At 69.0% G+C, this 17,321-nt stretch carries 11 protein-coding genes, 1 tRNA gene and 1 riboswitch; of the genes, 3 read left to right on the top strand and 9 right to left on the bottom strand.

What is annotated here, in order from left to right; all coding sequences use genetic code 11:
- Positions 1-80: 80 nt before the first annotated feature.
- Positions 81-3,353 carry a TonB-dependent receptor domain-containing protein gene (locus tag C8J26_RS03725; protein WP_107956743.1) on the top strand — a complete coding sequence of 1,091 codons (3,273 nt, stop codon included), beginning with the start codon at positions 81-83 and terminating at the stop codon, positions 3,351-3,353.
- Positions 3,354-3,467: 114 nt separating this feature from the next.
- The gene (locus C8J26_RS03720) at positions 3,468-4,439 is read left to right on the top strand and encodes a 2OG-Fe(II) oxygenase (protein ID WP_107956742.1); all 972 of its coding nucleotides are present in this window, start codon (positions 3,468-3,470) and stop codon (positions 4,437-4,439) included.
- Here C8J26_RS03720 and alr read toward each other — a convergent pair.
- From alr to cpdR, 8 genes are all read right to left on the bottom strand, one after another.
- Positions 4,432-5,469 carry an alanine racemase gene (gene alr, locus C8J26_RS03715; RefSeq protein WP_107956741.1) on the bottom strand — a complete coding sequence of 346 codons (1,038 nt, stop codon included), beginning with the start codon at positions 5,467-5,469 and terminating at the stop codon, positions 4,432-4,434. The genes C8J26_RS03720 and alr overlap by 8 nt on opposite strands.
- Before the next feature lie 40 nt (positions 5,470-5,509).
- Positions 5,510-6,313, bottom strand: coding sequence for an ABC transporter ATP-binding protein (locus C8J26_RS03710; RefSeq protein ID WP_107956740.1), 804 nt, complete (start codon positions 6,311-6,313; stop codon positions 5,510-5,512).
- Positions 6,304-7,272, bottom strand: coding sequence for a FecCD family ABC transporter permease (locus C8J26_RS03705; RefSeq protein ID WP_107956739.1), 969 nt, complete (start codon positions 7,270-7,272; stop codon positions 6,304-6,306). The genes C8J26_RS03710 and C8J26_RS03705 overlap by 10 nt, the downstream gene beginning before the upstream one ends.
- Positions 7,269-8,057 (bottom strand): ABC transporter substrate-binding protein, encoded by a 789-nt coding sequence (locus C8J26_RS03700; RefSeq protein ID WP_244185140.1) that lies wholly within the window; start codon positions 8,055-8,057, stop codon positions 7,269-7,271. Before C8J26_RS03700 ends, C8J26_RS03705 begins: the two co-directional genes overlap by 4 nt.
- Before the next feature lie 5 nt (positions 8,058-8,062).
- Entirely contained in the window at positions 8,063-9,961 is a 1,899-nt protein-coding gene (locus tag C8J26_RS03695; protein ID WP_107956737.1) for a TonB-dependent receptor plug domain-containing protein, read from the bottom strand.
- Between the two features lie 113 nt (positions 9,962-10,074).
- A riboswitch (cobalamin riboswitch) is annotated at positions 10,075-10,291 on the bottom strand.
- Positions 10,292-10,339: 48 nt separating this feature from the next.
- The gene (locus C8J26_RS03690) at positions 10,340-12,421 is read right to left on the bottom strand and encodes a TonB-dependent receptor (protein WP_107957055.1); all 2,082 of its coding nucleotides are present in this window, start codon (positions 12,419-12,421) and stop codon (positions 10,340-10,342) included.
- Positions 12,422-12,514: 93 nt separating this feature from the next.
- Positions 12,515-12,589, bottom strand: a tRNA-Val gene (locus tag C8J26_RS03685).
- Positions 12,590-12,633: 44 nt separating this feature from the next.
- Positions 12,634-13,011 carry a cell cycle two-component system response regulator CpdR gene (gene cpdR / locus C8J26_RS03680; protein ID WP_056412047.1) on the bottom strand — a complete coding sequence of 126 codons (378 nt, stop codon included), beginning with the start codon at positions 13,009-13,011 and terminating at the stop codon, positions 12,634-12,636.
- A 111-nt stretch (positions 13,012-13,122) separates the two neighbouring features.
- Here cpdR and C8J26_RS03675 point away from each other — a divergent pair, with 111 nt between their 5' ends.
- Positions 13,123-13,986 carry an N-formylglutamate amidohydrolase gene (locus tag C8J26_RS03675; RefSeq protein WP_107956736.1) on the top strand — a complete coding sequence of 288 codons (864 nt, stop codon included), beginning with the start codon at positions 13,123-13,125 and terminating at the stop codon, positions 13,984-13,986.
- 10 nt (positions 13,987-13,996) lie between these two features.
- On the opposite strand, the gene C8J26_RS03670 is transcribed toward C8J26_RS03675, so the two are convergent.
- Positions 13,997-17,152, bottom strand: a complete 3,156-nt coding sequence (locus tag C8J26_RS03670; protein WP_341871490.1) for a helicase-related protein — start codon at positions 17,150-17,152, stop codon at positions 13,997-13,999.
- Positions 17,153-17,321: the final 169 nt, after the last annotated feature.

The following is a 17,321-nucleotide window of genomic DNA, read 5'->3' as shown; positions in this document are numbered from 1 at the left end:
TGTAATAAACGATTGCGTGGGAGCCCCCGTCTCGTCACCGTGTAGCCATAAGGCATACATGCCAAAACGGGGGCTTTTTCATGAACTTATCACGCCTTTTGGGTGCAACGGCGCTTGTAGGCGCCTTCTCGCTCCTGCCGACGCTCGCACTCGCACAAGCGGTGCCGGATGCGAACTCGCCGCCGGTTAATGCGGACGGCACGACGCCGACCCAGGCCACGCAGGGCGACAATGCCGGGTCCCAGGAAATCCTTGTCACCGGATCGCGCATCCGTCGTGCCAACGATGAGTCGCCCAACCCGATCACGACGGTGACCGCCGCGGATATCTTCGCGTCGGGTCGCGTGTCGATCGGCGACGTCCTCAACGACCTGCCGCAGCTGCGCAGCACGGTCAGCTCGCAGAACTCGACGAGCGGCCTTGGCGTTCGCGGTCTCAACCTGCTCGATCTTCGCGGTCTCGGCACCTCGCGCACGCTCGTGCTGGTGAACGGCCGACGCCATGTGTCGTCGGAGATCATCAACAACGGCAACAGCCCCGACATCAACACCTTCCCGACCGACCTGATCGAGAAGATCGACATCGTGTCGGGCGGCAATTCGGCGGTCTATGGTTCGGACGCGATCGCGGGCGTCGTCAACTTCGTCCTGAAGGAAAATTACGACGGCCTCGACCTGCACGGCCAGACCGGCATCAGCAAATATGGCGACGCAGGCAACCAGTATCTGTCGGCCGTCGCCGGCAAGAACTTTGCCGATGGTCGCGGCAATATCGCGGTCAATCTCGAATACGCGCATCAGCAGGATTACTACGCGTCGGGCCGACCCAATCTTCGCCAGAATGACGGCTTCGTCATCGTCGACACCGATCCGGCGGGCTCGGTCAACGGATCGGACAGCATTCCCGATCGCATCTTCGCGCGCGATATCCGCTCGACGACGATTTCGACCGGCGGCCAGGTCGGCATCCGCTATGCCAACACCGCCAATGCACCGTGCGGCGTGGATTCGGCCGGCAGCTCGTTCACCTGCGCCTATCTGTTCCAGCCGAATGGCGCGCTGACTCCGCAGACGGGCACGCGCATCGGCCTCGGGCCGAACGGCAGCTATATCGGCGGAAACGGCTATACCGGCCGCGAAGGCCGGCTGCTCGTCCTGTCGCCGGAACTCAACCGTTACGCCGTCAACCTGATCGGCCATTTCGAAGTCAGCCCAGCGCTCGTCCCGTTCATCGAAGCCAAGTATGTCCGGTCCGAAGCACGCGGCTCGCAGAGCGGCCCGTTCTTCTCGCAGGGGCAGACGCTGGCCGACGCCACGCCGATCGCTGGCTTCAACGACCGGTCCTACGTCCTGACGAACCCGACCGGCAACGGCCCGGTCAACCGCGAGGGCATCCGTCTCGACAACCCCTATCTCGATGCGGGCGCACGCGCGACGATCACTGCCCAGTTGACGGCAGCGGTGAACTCGGGCGTCAACCCGAACACCGGCGCCGCGTTCGGCACGAACGCAACCGGCGTTGCCCTGCGCAATGCCACGCTGGCGCAGATCGCGGCGGGGACGTTCCGCTTTTCGAACCGTCGCAACTATGTCGATCTGGGCATCCGCGATGAGAACATCCGGCGCGAGACCTACCGCATCGTCGGCGGCGTCCGCGGCGATTTCAACGACGATTGGCATTACGAACTGTCCGCCAACTATGGCGAGCATCGCGAACGCAACGTCATCCAGGGCAACATCAACCGCCAGCGCTTCCTGCTCGCCAACGATACGGTGCGCAACGCAGCGGGCCAGATCGTCTGCCGCTCGCAGGTCAATCCGGCCTATGCCGGCACCGACCGGGCAGGCAATCCCGCGGTCCTGGCAGCGGACGTGGCGGCGTGCGTTCCGCTCAATCCGTTCGGCGATGGCTCGGTCAGCCAGGCCGCGCGCCAGTACCTGACCGTGTCGACCGAAGCGATGGGCAAGGCGACGCAGTTCCAGGGCATGGGCTTCGTGTCCGGCGATCTCAGCCAGTTGTTCACCCTGCCGGGCGGTCCGATCGGCTTCTCGCTGGGTGGCGAATATCGCCGCGAAACGCTGTCCTACGATCTCGATCCGGTGACGCAGGCCGGGTATGCGTTCTACAACGCCATCCCGACCTTCCGTTCGCCCGCGTTCGAGGTGAAGGAAGCCTTCGGCGAAATCTCGATCCCGCTGGTCAAGGACGTTCCGCTTCTGCAGGAACTGACGATCAACGGTTCGGGCCGCGTCGCGGATTACAAGGGCTCGGTCGGCACCGTCTACGCCTATGGCGGCGGCGTGAACTGGCGTCCGATCCGGGACCTGATGGTTCGTGGCTCCTATTCGAAGTCGGTGCGCTCGCCGTATCTCGGTGATCTGTATTCGGCGCAGAGCCAGAACTTCACGCCGGCTCCGAACGACCCCTGCTCGGCCCGCAACCTTGCCACGGGCTCCGCGACCCGCGCTGCGAACTGCACCGCGGCGGGTGCACCGGCAGGCTACGACTATGTCTACAGCTCGTCGCTCGAGATCATCAGCGGCGGCAACCCGCAGCTCGAGGCGGAGACGTCCAAGTCCTACACGATCGGTGGCGCGTTCCAGCCGCGCTTCCTGCCAGGGCTCTCGATCACGACCGATTACTACAACATCACCGTCGACAAGGTGATCTCGGCAGTGACGGCGCAGAACATCCTGAACCTGTGCTACGATTCGCCGACGCTGAACAATCCGTTCTGCGGCCTGTTCCAGCGCGCCGGCGCCAGTGGCGGTCCGCGTGGCGAGATCCCGTTCCGCGTTCTCGAAGGGTCGCTGTTGCAGACGACGGCCAACTTCGCGAAGCTGAAGGCGACCGGCATCGACACCAACATCGCGTACAACCATCGGTTCGCCTGGGGTGAAGTGTCCGCCAAGGGCATCTGGACTCACGTGATCCAGCGCGACAACTACACCAATCCGGCCGACCCAAGCTTCAAGAACACGATCACGGGTGAGCTGGGCGATCCGTCCGACCAGTTCAACATCAGTGCAGACGTGAAGGTCGGCAAGGTCACCTTGGGCTATTCGGTGCGCTGGATCGACAAGATGTACCTGAACACGTTCGAGGACTATAACGCGCTGAACGGCCAGCCGCCGCAGAATGCCGATTACGCGACGATCGAACAGTACCCGGCCGTCACCTATCACGACATTCGTGCAGGGGTGGACGTGACCGAGCGCTTCAACGCGTATTTCGGTGTGAACAACGTCAGCAACAAGCAGCCGCCTTACGGTCTCACGGGTATCGGCGCAGGCAGCGCCATCTATGACAACCGTGGCCGGTTCGGTTACATTGGCGTCACCGCCAAGTTCTGAGCGATCGGAACACGCAGACGTGATGAGGGGCCGGGGAAACCTGGCCCCTTTTTTTGTTGCCGGATGGCGCTTTGCGAAGCCGGTCTGATAGGGCCGGTCTGATAGGAGAGCAGGATGACCCACAGCCCGGCGGCGAACGCGCTGCATCTGGTTTCGATCGGCCGAGCTTCGGAGGCGCTTGCGATCCTGCGCAGTGCTGGCGATCGCGGTGATGTCGACGCGATCATGCAACTGGCGGTGTGGCATCTCGCGGGCGATGTCGTTGCGCGCGACCTCGTCCAGGCACGCGCTCTGCTGGCGCGCGCGGTGTCGATCGGCCATGTCGATGCCGCGCTGATGGAGATCGCGCTGACCGCCAATGGCAGCGGCGGTACGCCCGATTGGCCCGGCGCGGTTTCCCTGTTGCGAACGGCTGCGCGCGCCGATCCGGTTGCGCTCGGGCAATTGACGCTGCTCGACGCGATGGCGATCGACGCCGCTGGCGCGCCGACCGCTTTGCCGGTGCCCGAGACGCTGAGCGAGACGCCCGACGTCATCCGCTTTCCCAGATTGTTGACCGCGGCGGAGTGCGCGCATCTCGCCGGTGTCGCCGCAGCGATGCTGGAGCCGGCGCGCGTGATCGATCCGCGGACCGGCCGCTGGATCGCGCATCCGATCCGGACGTCGGACGGAACCGCGATCGGGCCGGCGCGCGAGGATCTGGTCGTCCGCGCCATCAACCGGCGCATCGCCGCCGCGAGCGGTACGGACATCGGGCAAGGCGAACCGCTGACGGTGCTGCGATACCGGCCGGGCCAGCAATACCGGTTGCATCTGGACACGATCCAGGATGCCGCGAACCAGCGCGTCGCGACCGTCCTGGTCTATCTGAACGAAGGCTATGGCGGCGGCGAAACGCATTTTCCCGCCGGCAACCTGACCATCACGCCGCGCGGTGGCGACGCGATCGTGTTCAGGACACTGACCACGGATGGCGCGATCGACCAGTCGAGCCGACATGCGGGCTTGCCGGTCACGCACGGCGCCAAATGGCTGGCGACACGCTGGATCCGGGCGGACCCGATCGACCCGTGGACGATCAGCTAGCCGCCCACACCCGATCGAACCGCTGGCCGAGACCGGTGAGCAGCTCATATTGCGACAGTCCGGACGCCGCTGCGCTGGCCGGCAGGGCATAATCCAGTTCGACCCAGTCCCCCTCGGCCAGGTCCTTGGCCGCGTCGACGTCGATCGCGACCAGGTCCATCGAGACCCTGCCGAGCACGGGCAAGACCCGACCCGACGCCAGCGCCGCACCGACATTGGTGAAATGCCGGCGATAACCATCCGCATAGCCGAGATTGAGGATCGCGACCTCGGTGTCCTCCGCGGCCGTCCATTGCGCATTGTAGCCGACCGTATCGCCTGCACGGACCCGGCGGCGTTGCAGGATCTCCGCCTCGGGCCGGACGACCTGCCGGATCGCGCCGAGTTCGCCGCGCGGGACGCCGCCGTAGAGTGCGAGGCCGGGGCGGGTCAGGTCGAATGCGTAGCCCGACAGCGCGATGCCGGCGGAATTGGCGAGGCTCATCCGGCGCGCCGAGGTCTGGCCGGCGAGCGTGGCGAAGCGGTCGCGCTGGGTGGCGTTCATCGGCGACTCCTCGTCGGCGCAGGCGAGGTGGCTCATCAGCGTCTCGATCCGGAGATCGCCCAGCAGCCCCTCCGCGATGTCGTCCGCGGACACGCCGAGGCGGTTCATGCCGGTGTCGACCATGACGTCGCATGTGCCGCCGCCCGCGGCCTTCCAGCGCGCGACCTGCGTGGCGGTGTTGAGCACCGGGCGGGCGAACCCTGCGGTCGCGGCGGGCATGTCGTCTTCGCGGACGCCGTGCAGGACGGAGACGGTCAGGCCCAGCGGCGCGAGGTCGGCGGCTTCCTGCCAGTTCGAGACGAAGAAATCGCGGCAGCCGGCGTCGGCGAGACGACGGGCGACCTCGGCCGCGCCGAGGCCATAGCCATTGGCCTTGATCGCCGCGCCGCACGCCGCGGTGCCGCTCATGCGGTCGAGCGTCCGCCAGTTCCGGACGAGGGCGTCGCCGTCGAGGCGCAGGCGGAGCGGGGCGGGAATATCGATCACCCGGCGCGGGATAGTGCGCCGGGCCGGGCGCGTCGACCGTCTATGCCGCGTCGATGCGGCCGACCGGCACCAGCAGGCGGCGCGTGCCCCCACCCTCCCCCAAGCCCGAGACGTCGTCGAGCGGGGCGACGCGGACACCGAACACGCGGGCGAGCGTGTCCGCGGTCATCACCTCGGCGACCGGCCCGAACGCGACGACGCGGCCCTCGGCGATCAGCAGCGCATCGTCCGCCGCGCGCTGCGCCTGGACGAGGTCGTGGAGGACGATCGCGACCCCTGCCCCGCCCGCCGCATAGGTTCGCAGGCGCGCGAGCAGATCGATCTGGTGCGCGGGGTCGAGGCTGGCGAGCGGTTCGTCGGCGAGCAGCCAGCGCGGTTCGCCGGCAAAAACGCGCGCGAGCAGGACGCGGGCGCGCTCGCCGCCGGACAATTCGCCGACCGGACGATCGGCGAGATGGGTCGTCTCGGTATCGTGCATCGCGCGGTCGACGGCAGCGCGATCTTCGGGCGACGGCGCGGCATGGGCCCCCAGGTGCGGTAGGCGGCCGAGCGCCACGACGTCGCGGGCGACGATGTTCCAGTGCACCGTCGCGTCCTGCGGCAGATACCCGATCGCGCGCGCGCGAACGCGCGGGTCCATCGTCGCCACGTCCTGCGCATCGAGCCGGACGCATCCCCCGGCCCGCCCGACCAGCGCGGCGGCGGCCTTGACGAGCGTGCTCTTGCCCGCGCCGTTGGGGCCGAGGATCGCGGTGACGCGGCCAGGGCGCAGGTGCGCGGACGCATCGTGCAGGACGATGCGCTTGCCGAGCTTCACGCTGAGCGCGTCGACGATCAGATCCATGCGCGGCCTCGTTCCCTGATCAGCACCCCGAGGAAGAACGGCGCGCCGATCAGCGCCATCGCGACGCCGAGCCGGACTTCGCCCACGCCGGGGGCCAGGCGGACGAGGCTGTCGGCGGCGAGAACGAGCGCCGCGCCGCCAAGCGCGGAGGGCAGCAGCACGTCGCTCGGGCGGTGGCCGAAGATCGGCCGGAGCAGATGCGGGACAACCAGGCCAACGAACCCGATCACGCCGGTGACGGCGACGCCTGCGCCGACCACCAGGCCTGTCCCGAGCACCACCTGCCAGCGGACCCGGCCCATCCGGATCCCGAGCGACCGCGCCGCCGCCTCGCCGAGCGACAGCGCATCGAGCGCGCGGCCGGTGAGCAGGAGCAGCACCGCACCGACCAGCATCGGCGGCAAGGCGAGCGCCAGGTCGTCCCAGCCGCGGTCGGTCAGCGCGCCCATGATCCAGTCGATCACCTCGGCGACCGCATAGGGGTTGGGCGCGATCGAGATCAGGAACGCGGTCAGCGCGCCGGCCAGGCTGGCGAGCACGGTGCCCGCGAGGATGAAGGTGATCGCGCTCGGCGACCGCCAGGTCAGCGCGGCGAGCATGGCGACCGCGCCGCCCGCGCCGAGCATCGCGGCGACGAAAATCGCGAAGCCCGAGCCGATCCCGAAAATGATCGCGGCGACCGCGCCGAGCGCTGCGACCGACGACACGCCGACCACCGCCGGATCGGCGAGCGGGTTGCGCAGATAGCCCTGGAGGACCGCGCCCGACAGCCCCAGCGTCGCGCCCAGCGCGAGCCCGAGCACCGCGCGCGGCAGGCGGAGTTCGAGGATGATCCACCAGCGCGGATCGCTCGAGAACCACGCGCCGGGCGGCACCCAGACCTTGCCGCAGCCGAGCGACAGGCCGAACAGGACGATCACGAGCAGCAGCAGCGCGGCAAGCTTGAGCGGCCGGGTCACGAGACGCTCGCCCGGATCGCGGCGAGCCGTTCGAGCGCGGGCGGCAGCGTCGGGCCGCCGCAATTGATCAGCACGCGCGGGAAGACGGCTTGCGGCGTGGTCGGCAGCAGCCGGTGCCGCAGCAGCGTGCCGCGGCTGACGCGTTCGGGCGCGATCACGACCGCAGGCGGCTGCGTGACGATCGTCTCGGCGGACAGCGTGCCGGTATGCGTCAGGCCATAGGTCGCGGCGGCGTTGCGGAAGCCGACGCGGGTCATCATCTCGTTCAACAGCGTGCTGCCCCCGGTCGCCAGATCGCCGCTGATATAGAGCAACGCGGCTGGCGCGGGTCCATCCTTGCGGCTCCAGCGCACGACCGCGCGATCGATCTCGGCGTTGATCCGCGCGCCGCCTGCGGGCGCACCGACGGCGTCGGCGATCTGCGTGACCTGCGCCTGGCTCTCCGCGATCGAATCGGGGATGCCGAGCAGCAGCGTCTTCAGCCCGGCGCGCGCATAGGCCGACTGCGTCGCGGGCGGCGTATAGGTGCTGGCGATGACCAGATCGGGGTGCAGCGCGATCACCTCCTCGGCGGTCCCCGCGGTCGCATGGAAGCGGTGCGCGACGTCGAGCGGGATCGAGGTCGCCGTCGCCTCCTGCGAATAATGGCTGATCGCGGCGATCCGCGCGGGCGGCAGGATCCGGATCAGCACCGAATCCACGCAAGGGTTGGTCGAGACGATCCCCCCGCCCCCGGTCGGCGGTTGCGCACACGCGCCGAGTAGCAGCGCGAGAAGGATCCCCACAGACCTCACTTCAGGCGAAGCCGGACGCCGCCATAGGCTGCACGGCCATAATTCCCATAGCCCGCCACCGTCTCGTAGCGCGCGTCGGTGAGGTTATCGACGCGGCCGTAGAGCGCGACCTGGTCGGTGATCGGCATCTCTGCGCGGATGCTGGCGAGCGCATAGCCGTCGAGGCGGGTCGCGTTGGCGGCATCGTCGAAGCTGTCGCCGACCAGCGACACCGTGCCGCCGATCGAGAGCCCAACCGCGAACCGGTAATCCGCGTTGACGCTGGTGGTCTGTTCGGGACGGCGCGCGAGGACGTTGCCGAAATTGGCGCCGATCGAGCGGTTCTCGGTGTGGATATAGCTGTAGTTCGCGGTCAGCGTCAGCGGATCGACCGGACGCAGCGCGAGCGAAACCTCGACCCCGTCCGCCTCGGCGCGCGCGACATTGTCGTAGACGCCGAACGGGCGGTCGACGCAGATCGAACCGGCGGTCGCCTGCTCTGTCGGGCTGCAATCGCGGAAGTCGATCTGGTTGCGCGTGCGGCGGTTGAAATAGGTCACGCCGACGCGCGCCCGGTCGGCGAGGAACGCCTGCTCGACGCCGATGTCGAAGTTGCGGGCGGTCTCCGGATCAAGGCCTCGGTTCCCATAGTCCGAGAAGAGCTGGTACAGCGTCGGCGCCTTGAAGCCCTCGCCATAGCTTGCGCGGACGGTGGTGCCCGTCCGCAGCGCCAGCGCCGCGTTCGCGCCGAAGGTGGTGTGGTTGCCGAAATTCTCGTGATCGTCGTTGCGGACGCCGCCGGTGAGCGTGAGGATGTCGAGCGGCTTGACGATCAGCTGGCCGTAGACGCTGGTGATCCCGGTGTCGGCATAGGTGAAGCCGTCGTTAAAGCGGCTATTCTCGCGCTCGACGCCGGCGACGACGCGGACCTGGTCGAGCGGGCGGAAATCGCCCTGATATTCGTAGCGCTCGCTGCGGCCGCGGCCGAGGAACGACGGCTCTGCACCAAAGGCCGGTTCGTACGTGTCGCGGTTGATGTCGGCGATCGTGAACGCGACGCGGTTGTTGAACCGCCCGTCGGCGACGTTCGCGTGCAGCCCGGCATAGCCGTAGATCTCCTGCGTCTTGCCATAGTCCGCGGTGTCGGCAAGCACATAGTCCGGCGCGGGGAAGCCATCGAGTTCGACGCGACTGTCCGCGAAATAGCCGCGCAGATCGAGGCCGATCCCGGGCGCGAACTCGACGCCCAGCCGGCCGGTCGCGCCGTATTGGCGATAGCCGTCGCGCTCGGTACCGCCGGCCGCCGACGAGATGCCGTCGGTGCGCAGATACCCGCCGGTGAGCGAGCCCGACACGGGCCCTTTCGCGCCGGAGATGCCCGCGCTCGCGAACATGCTGTCGGCATAGCCATATTCGGCGTTGGCGCGCGCCTGCAGCCCCTCGGCAGGGGCGGCGGTGATGATGTTGACGACGCCGCCGATCGCCTGGCTGCCCCAGGGTACCGAGTTGGGGCCGCGCAGCACCTCGATCCGCTCGACCGAACTGGCCAGCAGGTTGCCGAAATCGAAGCCGCCGCCGGTCGAGGCCGGATCGTTGACTCGCACGCCGTCGATCACGACCAAAGTCTGGTCGGACTCGGCCCCGCGGATCCGCACGCCGGTCAGCGCGCCTAGCGTGCCGTTGCGCGTGACGGTGACGCCGGGCGTGGTCGCAAGCAGATCGGACACGACGACGGTCTGGCGCCGCTCGATCTCGGCGCGGTCGATCACGGTCACCGCCTGGCCGATCTCGCTGGCGGGTTGTGCGACGCGGGTCGCGGTAACGACGACGTCCGCTGCGTCGGCAGCCGGGACCGTCTGCGCATCGGCCGATGCTGCGATCGCGGCGGCGCTCAGGAGGAGGAGGAACTTCGTCATGGGGCACGTCCTGGCAGGGCCGCCCACGACCATTCGCGGACCGGCAGACGTCTCTCGCTCGAGGACACCCCTTCGATGGGGCACTCGTCCGCACCGGAGCACCCGCCCGCGCAGTGGATCGACCGTGACGGGCAGGTCTCCTGGCTTCCGGGTCGTCGCTGTCACCCCGCCTTCCCAGGCCGAGACCCAGTGGCGCAATCGGGGTGGCCGCTATCCGGTCACAGTTGCGGGGACAGCGCCGGTCTTGCGGATGGGGATCCTGACGACCCTGCCCGCGCACCGGCTTCCCTTTTGATCCCGTCGCCGGGAACCCTTCACAGGGTTTGCATTAGTCGCAGGCCCTGCACGGGTCAACGCAGCGGCGGCGAGCGGTTCCCCTCAGCGCAGGCCGTAGCGCAAGCCGACCCAGATCGTCCGGGGCGTGGCGCGCTCGACGATGTTCGCGCCGCTGATCCCCGCCTCGACGCGCGCATCGAACAGGTTCTCGCCGCGCAGTTCGGCGACGAGCGCACGCGTGATCGGCAGCGCAGCATAGCCGTCGAGCGTCGTCGCCGGATCCAGTACGCGCGTGTTCTGGTCGTCGTCATATTGCCGGCCGATGCGCCGCACGGTCAGCGACAGCGCGGCCGCATCGTGCCGCCAGTCGACCGTCCCCGACACCTGGTCGCGCGGCGTCTGCGCCGGGCGAAGCCCATCAAGCGCAGCCGTGATCCCGGACCCCTCGACCGTCGGATTGGTGTGCGACCATGATGCCTGCACGCCGAACGGCCCCGCATCGGGGCGATACGCCGCGTCGAGTTCGAACCCGTGCGCGCGGATCGCGTCGAGATTCTGGCGGACCCGGTAGGTCGTCACCCCCGGCAGGATCTGCGGCGGGCTGGTCGTCGTGACGTTGGCGATCGCATCCTTCAGCCGGTTGTAGAAATAGGTGGCGGCGATCGTCACGCCCGGCGCGGGCGCCAGCGTGACGCCACCCTCGATCCCCGTCAGCCGCTCGGGCGACAGCAGCGCGTTCGCCGCGGTCGCATCATTGCCGACACGGAATGGGCGGTACAGCTCGTTGAGCGTCGGCAACCGCCAGCCGCGATAGCCGGCCGCGCGCAGCGTGATCGACTCCACCGGCTGATACGCCACGCCCGCCCGGCCGGTCGTCTCATGGCCATCACGGTCCGCATAGCGCAGGTTGGTCAGCGCCGCACCGCCCGCCAGCGGCCGTTCGGACAGATAGCCGCCATCGATCGACCACCAGTCGATCCGCCCGCCCAGGCTGAACGTGACGTCGCCCGCCACCAGGCTGGCATCGGCGAACGCGCCCGTCGTCGTCGTGCCGCCGCCCGCCTCGCGCCGCCGCGTCGGTGCCGCGTTGACGAAGGTATAGAGCTCCTGCGTCTTGCCGCTGACGTCGCGGATATCCGCGCCGAGCCGGAGCGTGATGCTCTCGCCCAGCGGCGGCAGGATCTCGATCCGCCCGCCGAGCCCGGTGGCGGGCGTATTATACTGGTTGAGCGACTGGATCGCGGTGGTCCGCGCGGCATTGATGCTGTTGAAGCTGCTCGCAAAGGCGCGCGTCTGCAGATACGCCAGCGCCGAATAGCCCCAGCGCCCGCGCCCGATCAGCCGGACGCTCGCATCGGCACCCTCGCTCGTGTTCGCGGTGAAGTCGCTCCCGCGATCGCGGCGATCGGTGAACGCGCTCGCATTCATCTGCACCTCGGTCGTCGCGCCGATCCCGATAACGGTCCGGAGCGCGCCCGACGCCTGCTCGTACGGGGCCGGGCGATCGACGATCCCGCGGCTCTGCGCGACGGTCGGCGTGAACCCGTCGCCGCGCGCATAGGCCCCCGACACGGTCGCGAACCCCGATCCGCGCACGAGTGCTGCCGAGCCCTGCGCGTCTACCGAATCACGACTGCCATAGGCGACGCTCGCCTGGACCGGCGCCAGCTGGTCGGGCGTCGCACTTTCGAGTTCGACCGTCCCGGCCAAGGCGCCCGGCCCCTGATAGCCGCTGCCACCGCCCCGCGTGACCCGGATGCGCCCGAGCCGTCCGGTCGCATAGGCCGGAAACGCCACCCAGCCGCCGAACGGATCCGCCTGCGGCACGCCGTCGAAGATCAGCAGCGCTCGGCTCGACGCATTGCCGCCGATCCCGCGCAGCGAAATGCCCTGGCTGGTCGGGTTGGCGCTGCGCGAATCGGACCGGCGGAACTGCTGGAGGCCGGCAACATCGGCGAGCACGCTCTCAAGGCGGTTGCTCGCATTCGCCTGGATCCGCGCGCGATCGATCGTGACGACAGCATAGGCGCGATCGCCGGGCGCGTCGGCCAGCCCCCGCCCGGTCACGACGATCTCGCGCGCGACGGCGTCTTCAGGGGCAGAGGCAGCGGGCTGTTCGGCGGACTGGGCGACGGCAGCGCTGGAAGACAGAAGGGCGGCAACGGAGAGCGAGAAGCGGATCATCGCCGCGCCATGCCAGCTTTTCACGATACCGGAAGCCCCAAAGCCCCGGACAGCAAAAAGCCCCGCTAACCGAATGGCTAGCGGGGCTTTCTATGGTGGGCGTGGCAAGGATTGAACTTGCGACCCCTGCGATGTCAACACAGTGCTCTACCACTGAGCTACACGCCCGCCGGAGCGCTCCACTAGCCGCGGTTATCGCGGGGTGCAAGCGTTCAATGCATGCCCGTTGCATTATCCATCTCGAACAGCCGATCCACCTCGGCGACGAGGTCGCGCAGATGGAAGGGTTTCGACAGGACACGGGCCTGCGGCATCGCGCGCCCGGCCTTCAGCGTGACCGCCGCAAAGCCGGTGATGAACATGACGCGCAGATCGCGGCACATCTCGCCCGCCTTCTGCGCGAGTTCGATCCCGTCCATCTCGGGCATCACGATATCGGTGAGCAACAGGTCGAACGTCTGCGTCTCGAGCAGCGGAATCGCCGCCGTCCCGCGATCGACCGCGGTGACGGCATAGCCCGAGCGTTCGAGCGCCCGCGTCAGATACTCGCGCATGACCTGATCATCCTCGGCCAGCAGAATTCGCAACATCGATCTAAAGTCCTGTTTGCACGCGTGCTTTGACGCGCGGTCCTAGCCGCAAATTGGTTAACATTTCCAGGTCCATTGCCCGTCCCGGTCGGTCGGTTTAGCGTGGTCGCCATGCCGCTGTCCCCCTTCGATCGTCTGCCGCCTGCCGACCAACGGGACGCCGCGCCGCCGACCAGCCCGGTGGTGATTTCAGTGCCGCATGCCGGGCGCGACTATCCGCTTTCGCTCAAGACCGCGTTGCGCGTGCCGCTGGCGGCGTTGCTGCCGCTCGAGGATCGGCTGGTCGATGCGGTGGCACGCAGCGCGCGGACGGACCAGGCGACGATCATCCAGCGGCGCGCGCGCGCCTGGATCGATCTCAACCGCGCGGAGGACGAGCGCGATCCGCTGATCGACGAGGGCGCGCGCGGGGTCGCGCCTGTCCAGCAATCCGCCAAGCTGCGCAGCGGCCTGGGGCTGGTGCCGCGCCGCGTATCGGGGGCGGGCGACCTGTGGGCGCGGCGCTTCACCGATGCCGAAGTCACCGCGCGGATCGTCGCCGACCACCGCCCCTATCACGCGGCGGTCGCGGCGGCGTTGCAGGCCGCGCAGGCGCGATTCGGCTGCGCGGTGCTGCTAGACCTACACTCGATGCCGCCGCTCGGGCCGGGCGGTACGCGGATCGTGCTCGGCGACCGGTTCGGCCATGCCGCCGCGCCGCGATTCGTCGATCGCGCCGAGCGCGCCTGTACCGAGTACGGCTTTTCGGTGGCGCGCAACACGCCCTATGCGGGCGGGCATATCCTAGAACGCCATGCCCGCCCCGACAGCGGTATTCACGCGATCCAGCTCGAACTCGATCGCACCGTCTATCTCGATCGCAAGCTCCACGCGCCCGGCGCGGGGTTCGCGCGGGTCGTCGACCTGGTCCAGGCGATCCTCGCCGCGCTCGCCGACGAGGCGCTCTCGACACCGCTGGCCGCTGCGGCGGAATAGACGGGCCGGATCACCCGGCCAGCGCGTCGAGCAGCGCCTCGATCTGCGCGGCGCGCTCGACCGGATCGGCGACCGCGCACTTCAAGATCCAGCGGCCGTTCTTCTCGACCAGCTCGTCAAGCGGCGCCTCGGCGCGGCGATCGTGCGGCGTGAACGCGATCGCCGCAGGGCCGGCGTCGATCCGCCGGATTCCCGCGGCACAGGCACGCAACCGGATCCGTGCGAGCAACAGCAGCTGTCGCGCCGAATCGGGGATCGTGCCGAAGCGATCCTCGAGCTCGGCCTCGAACCGGTCGAGCGCCACGACGTCCTCGAGCCGTGCCAGCCGGCCGTACAGCGACAGGCGAACCTCCTCCTCCGGAATCCAGGCTTCGGGCAGCGTGCCGCCGAGCTCGAGATGGAGGTCGGGCACCCAGTCGTCGACCTGTTCGCCGCGCGCCAGCCGCAGCGCGCGGCCGAACAGATGCTGGTACAGGTCGATCCCGATCAGCTTCATGTGCCCGGCCTGCGCCTCGCCGACGAGATCGCCCGCGCCGCGCAGGTCGAGATCGCGCGCGCTGATCGCGAAGCCCGCGCCGAGCCGGTCGAATGCCTGCAACGTCCGCAGGCGCTTGAGCGTCGCCTCGGCGATCGTCGCGTCGCCGTCGGTGAGCAGCATCACCTGCCCGCGCCGCCCGCCACGCCCGACCCGGCCGCGCAACTGGTGCAGCTGCGACAGGCCGAACCGGTCGGCATGGTGGACGATCATCGTGTTCGCACGCGGGACGTCTAGCCCCGCCTCGATGATGTTGGTGGCGAGCAGCACGTCGCCATCGCCCGCGGCGAACCCCACCATCGCCTCGTCGATCTCGGCGGCGGGCATCTTGCCATGCGCCTGGACGATGCCAAGTTCGGGGACGAGCTTGGCGAGCCGGGCCGCCAGCGGCGCCATGTCGTCGATCCGCGGGACCACGACGAAGCTCTGCCCGCCACGCGCGCGCTCGCGCCGCAATGCCGCACGGACGGTGGCATCGTCGAACGCGGCGACTGCGGTACGGATCGGCTGGCGACGCGCGGGCGGAGTCGCAATCACCGACATGCCCTGGAGCCCGATCATCGCCGATTGCAGCGTGCGCGGGATCGGCGTGGCGCTCAGCGTCAGGACGTGCCCCGCGCCCAGCGCGTGCAGCCTGGCCTTGTCCGCGGTGCCGAACCGCTGCTCCTCGTCGATCACGACCAACGCCAGATCCTTGTACGCCACGCCCTTGCCCGCGACCGCGCCGGTGCCGATGACGACGCCAATCGATCCGTCCGCAAGCCCGGCCTTCACGCGCGTCTTTTCGGCGGTGCTCGACAGGCGCGACAGACCGGCGACGGCAACGCCGGTCCCCTCGAACCGCCGCGTGAACGTCTCGATATGCTGGCGGACGAGGACCGTCGTGGGCGCGGTGATCGCGACCTGGCGACCCGCCAGCGCGACCGCGGCGGCGGCGCGGAGCGCGATCTCGGTCTTGCCGTAGCCGACGTCGCCGATCACGAGCCGGTCCATCGGCTTGCCGCTCGCCAGATCGGCCAGCGTGGTCGTGATCGCGCGCGCCTGGTCGGGCGTTTCGGTGAAGGCGAACCCGGCGGCGAACCGCTCATAGGCCACCCGGTCGGGAATGATCGGGTCGGTCGTCTGCGCCGCGCGCTCGGCGGCGATCGCCGCAAGATCGCGCGCGCTGTCGGCGATCGCCGCATCGATCGCGCCGCGCCGCTTCTGCCACGATGCACCGTCGAGCGTGTCCAGCGTCACCGCATCGGCGTCCGCGCCATAGCGCCAGATCCGGTCGGCCTCGGCGACGGGGACGAGCCGGCGGCCTTCCTTCGCGTAGCACAGGATGATCGCGTCGCCGCCGGTATCGGGCAGCGTCTCGAGCCCGCGAACGATGCCGATTCCGAACTCCTCGTGCACGACGACGTCGCCGCAGCGCAGCTCGCTCGAAAGACCCGTGAGCGCGCCCGCGCCGCTCGCGGCGATCTCGTCGCCACGCGCGCGGCCGCCGAGCAGGTCTGCACCCGCGACGACGGTGACGCCAGAGCTCGCAAAGCCGCGATCGATCGGTGCGACCAGCATCATCGCGGTGCCGGGCCTGGCCGCGACGACATCCGACCAGCGCTCGACGGGCACGAGATCGATCTTCGCCCGCCGCTCGAGCCGCGGCTGGAGAAAGCGCAGGTCGCGGGGCGAGCCGACCAGCACGAGGCGCGAATCGGCCAGCACGTCCTTGGCGAGCTTGGCGAACCCTCGCGCGGGATCGCGCTGTTCGACGAAGCGGGGCGACGGCGTGGCATCCGGCTTGATCACGACGACGTCGCGCTTGGCGACCGCGGCATCCCAGGACCGGGTCGCGACCAGATCGGCGCTGGCCTTGCGACGCGGCAGGCCATCGGCGGCGATCGCCATGAACCGTGCGCGACGGCGATCGACGCCGGGATCGAACGCGATCGCCGCATCGGGGAGATGCGCGAGGAGCGCGACGCCCTTCTCGACCAACGGCTCGGTCGCGCGCCCGACCTCGACACAGGCGATGTCGGCGGAGCCGAGTTGCGAGACGGGATCATAGTCGCGCAGCGCGGTGATCCGTCCGTTCGCGAATTCGATGCGGACCGGGGTCTCGCGGTCGGCGGGAAAGATGTCGATCACGTTGCCGCGCACTGCGATCTCGCCGGGCTCATCGATCCGGTCGTCGACGATATAGCCGATCTCCGCCGCTGCCGCCGCGAACGCCTCGACGTCGAGCGTATCGCCGACCTCAAGCCGCGGTGGGGCCGCATCGAACGATACCGGTTCGGGATAGCGTACCGCGGTCGCTTCGGCGGTGGTCACCAGCAGGACCGGTCCGGTTTCATGCGTGGTCGCGTGCCGCACGCGACGCAGCGCCGCGACGCGCAACCCGACATTGGCGGGCGAGGCCGGCGCGTCGTCGCCCGGCAACGCGTCGCTCGACGGCAGCTGGATCACCACCGCATCGGGCACGAGCGCGGCGGCGATCGCTGCGATATCGGTCGCGCGTCGGTCGTCCAGCGCGACATAGACCAGACTTCCTTGCGCGAGCCGTTCGGCGATCGCCACCGCGACCGATTCGGGAGGCGCTGCCTCGATAGTGCCGGTGTCGGTCTCGGCCTGAGCGCTAATCTGAAGCACACGCATTCCTCTCGCTGGTCGGGGCTGAACGAGGGGGTTCGGTGTCTGTTCCTGCGGCGCTATCCTCGATCAGTGCGTTTCGGCCGAATGCGTTTTGCGGGGGCGGACGACTCGGTGGAGGCTGGACATGGTTGTTTTATCGTATAATTCGGAGGACCTACGCCGTTGC

It is taken from the genome of Sphingomonas aurantiaca (genome assembly GCF_003050705.1).
GTDB classification, from domain to species: Bacteria; Pseudomonadota; Alphaproteobacteria; order Sphingomonadales; family Sphingomonadaceae; genus Sphingomonas; species Sphingomonas aurantiaca.
This window is presented reverse-complemented; position numbering and strand designations above follow the sequence as displayed.

What these genes read in the sequence shown, in the direction of transcription:
- C8J26_RS03720 (WP_107956742.1), top strand. Translation starts at nt 3,468, where the DNA reads ATGACCCACAGCCCGGCGGCGAACGCGCTGCATCTGGTTTCGATCGGC.
- C8J26_RS03690 (WP_107957055.1), bottom strand. Translation starts at nt 12,421, where the DNA reads ATGATCCGCTTCTCGCTCTCCGTTGCCGCCCTTCTGTCTTCCAGCGCT.
- C8J26_RS03725 (WP_107956743.1), top strand. Translation starts at nt 81, where the DNA reads ATGAACTTATCACGCCTTTTGGGTGCAACGGCGCTTGTAGGCGCCTTC.
- cpdR (WP_056412047.1), bottom strand. Translation starts at nt 13,011, where the DNA reads ATGTTGCGAATTCTGCTGGCCGAGGATGATCAGGTCATGCGCGAGTAT.
- C8J26_RS03695 (WP_107956737.1), bottom strand. Translation starts at nt 9,961, where the DNA reads ATGACGAAGTTCCTCCTCCTCCTGAGCGCCGCCGCGATCGCAGCATCG.
- C8J26_RS03710 (WP_107956740.1), bottom strand. Translation starts at nt 6,313, where the DNA reads ATGGATCTGATCGTCGACGCGCTCAGCGTGAAGCTCGGCAAGCGCATC.
- C8J26_RS03675 (WP_107956736.1), top strand. Translation starts at nt 13,123, where the DNA reads ATGCCGCTGTCCCCCTTCGATCGTCTGCCGCCTGCCGACCAACGGGAC.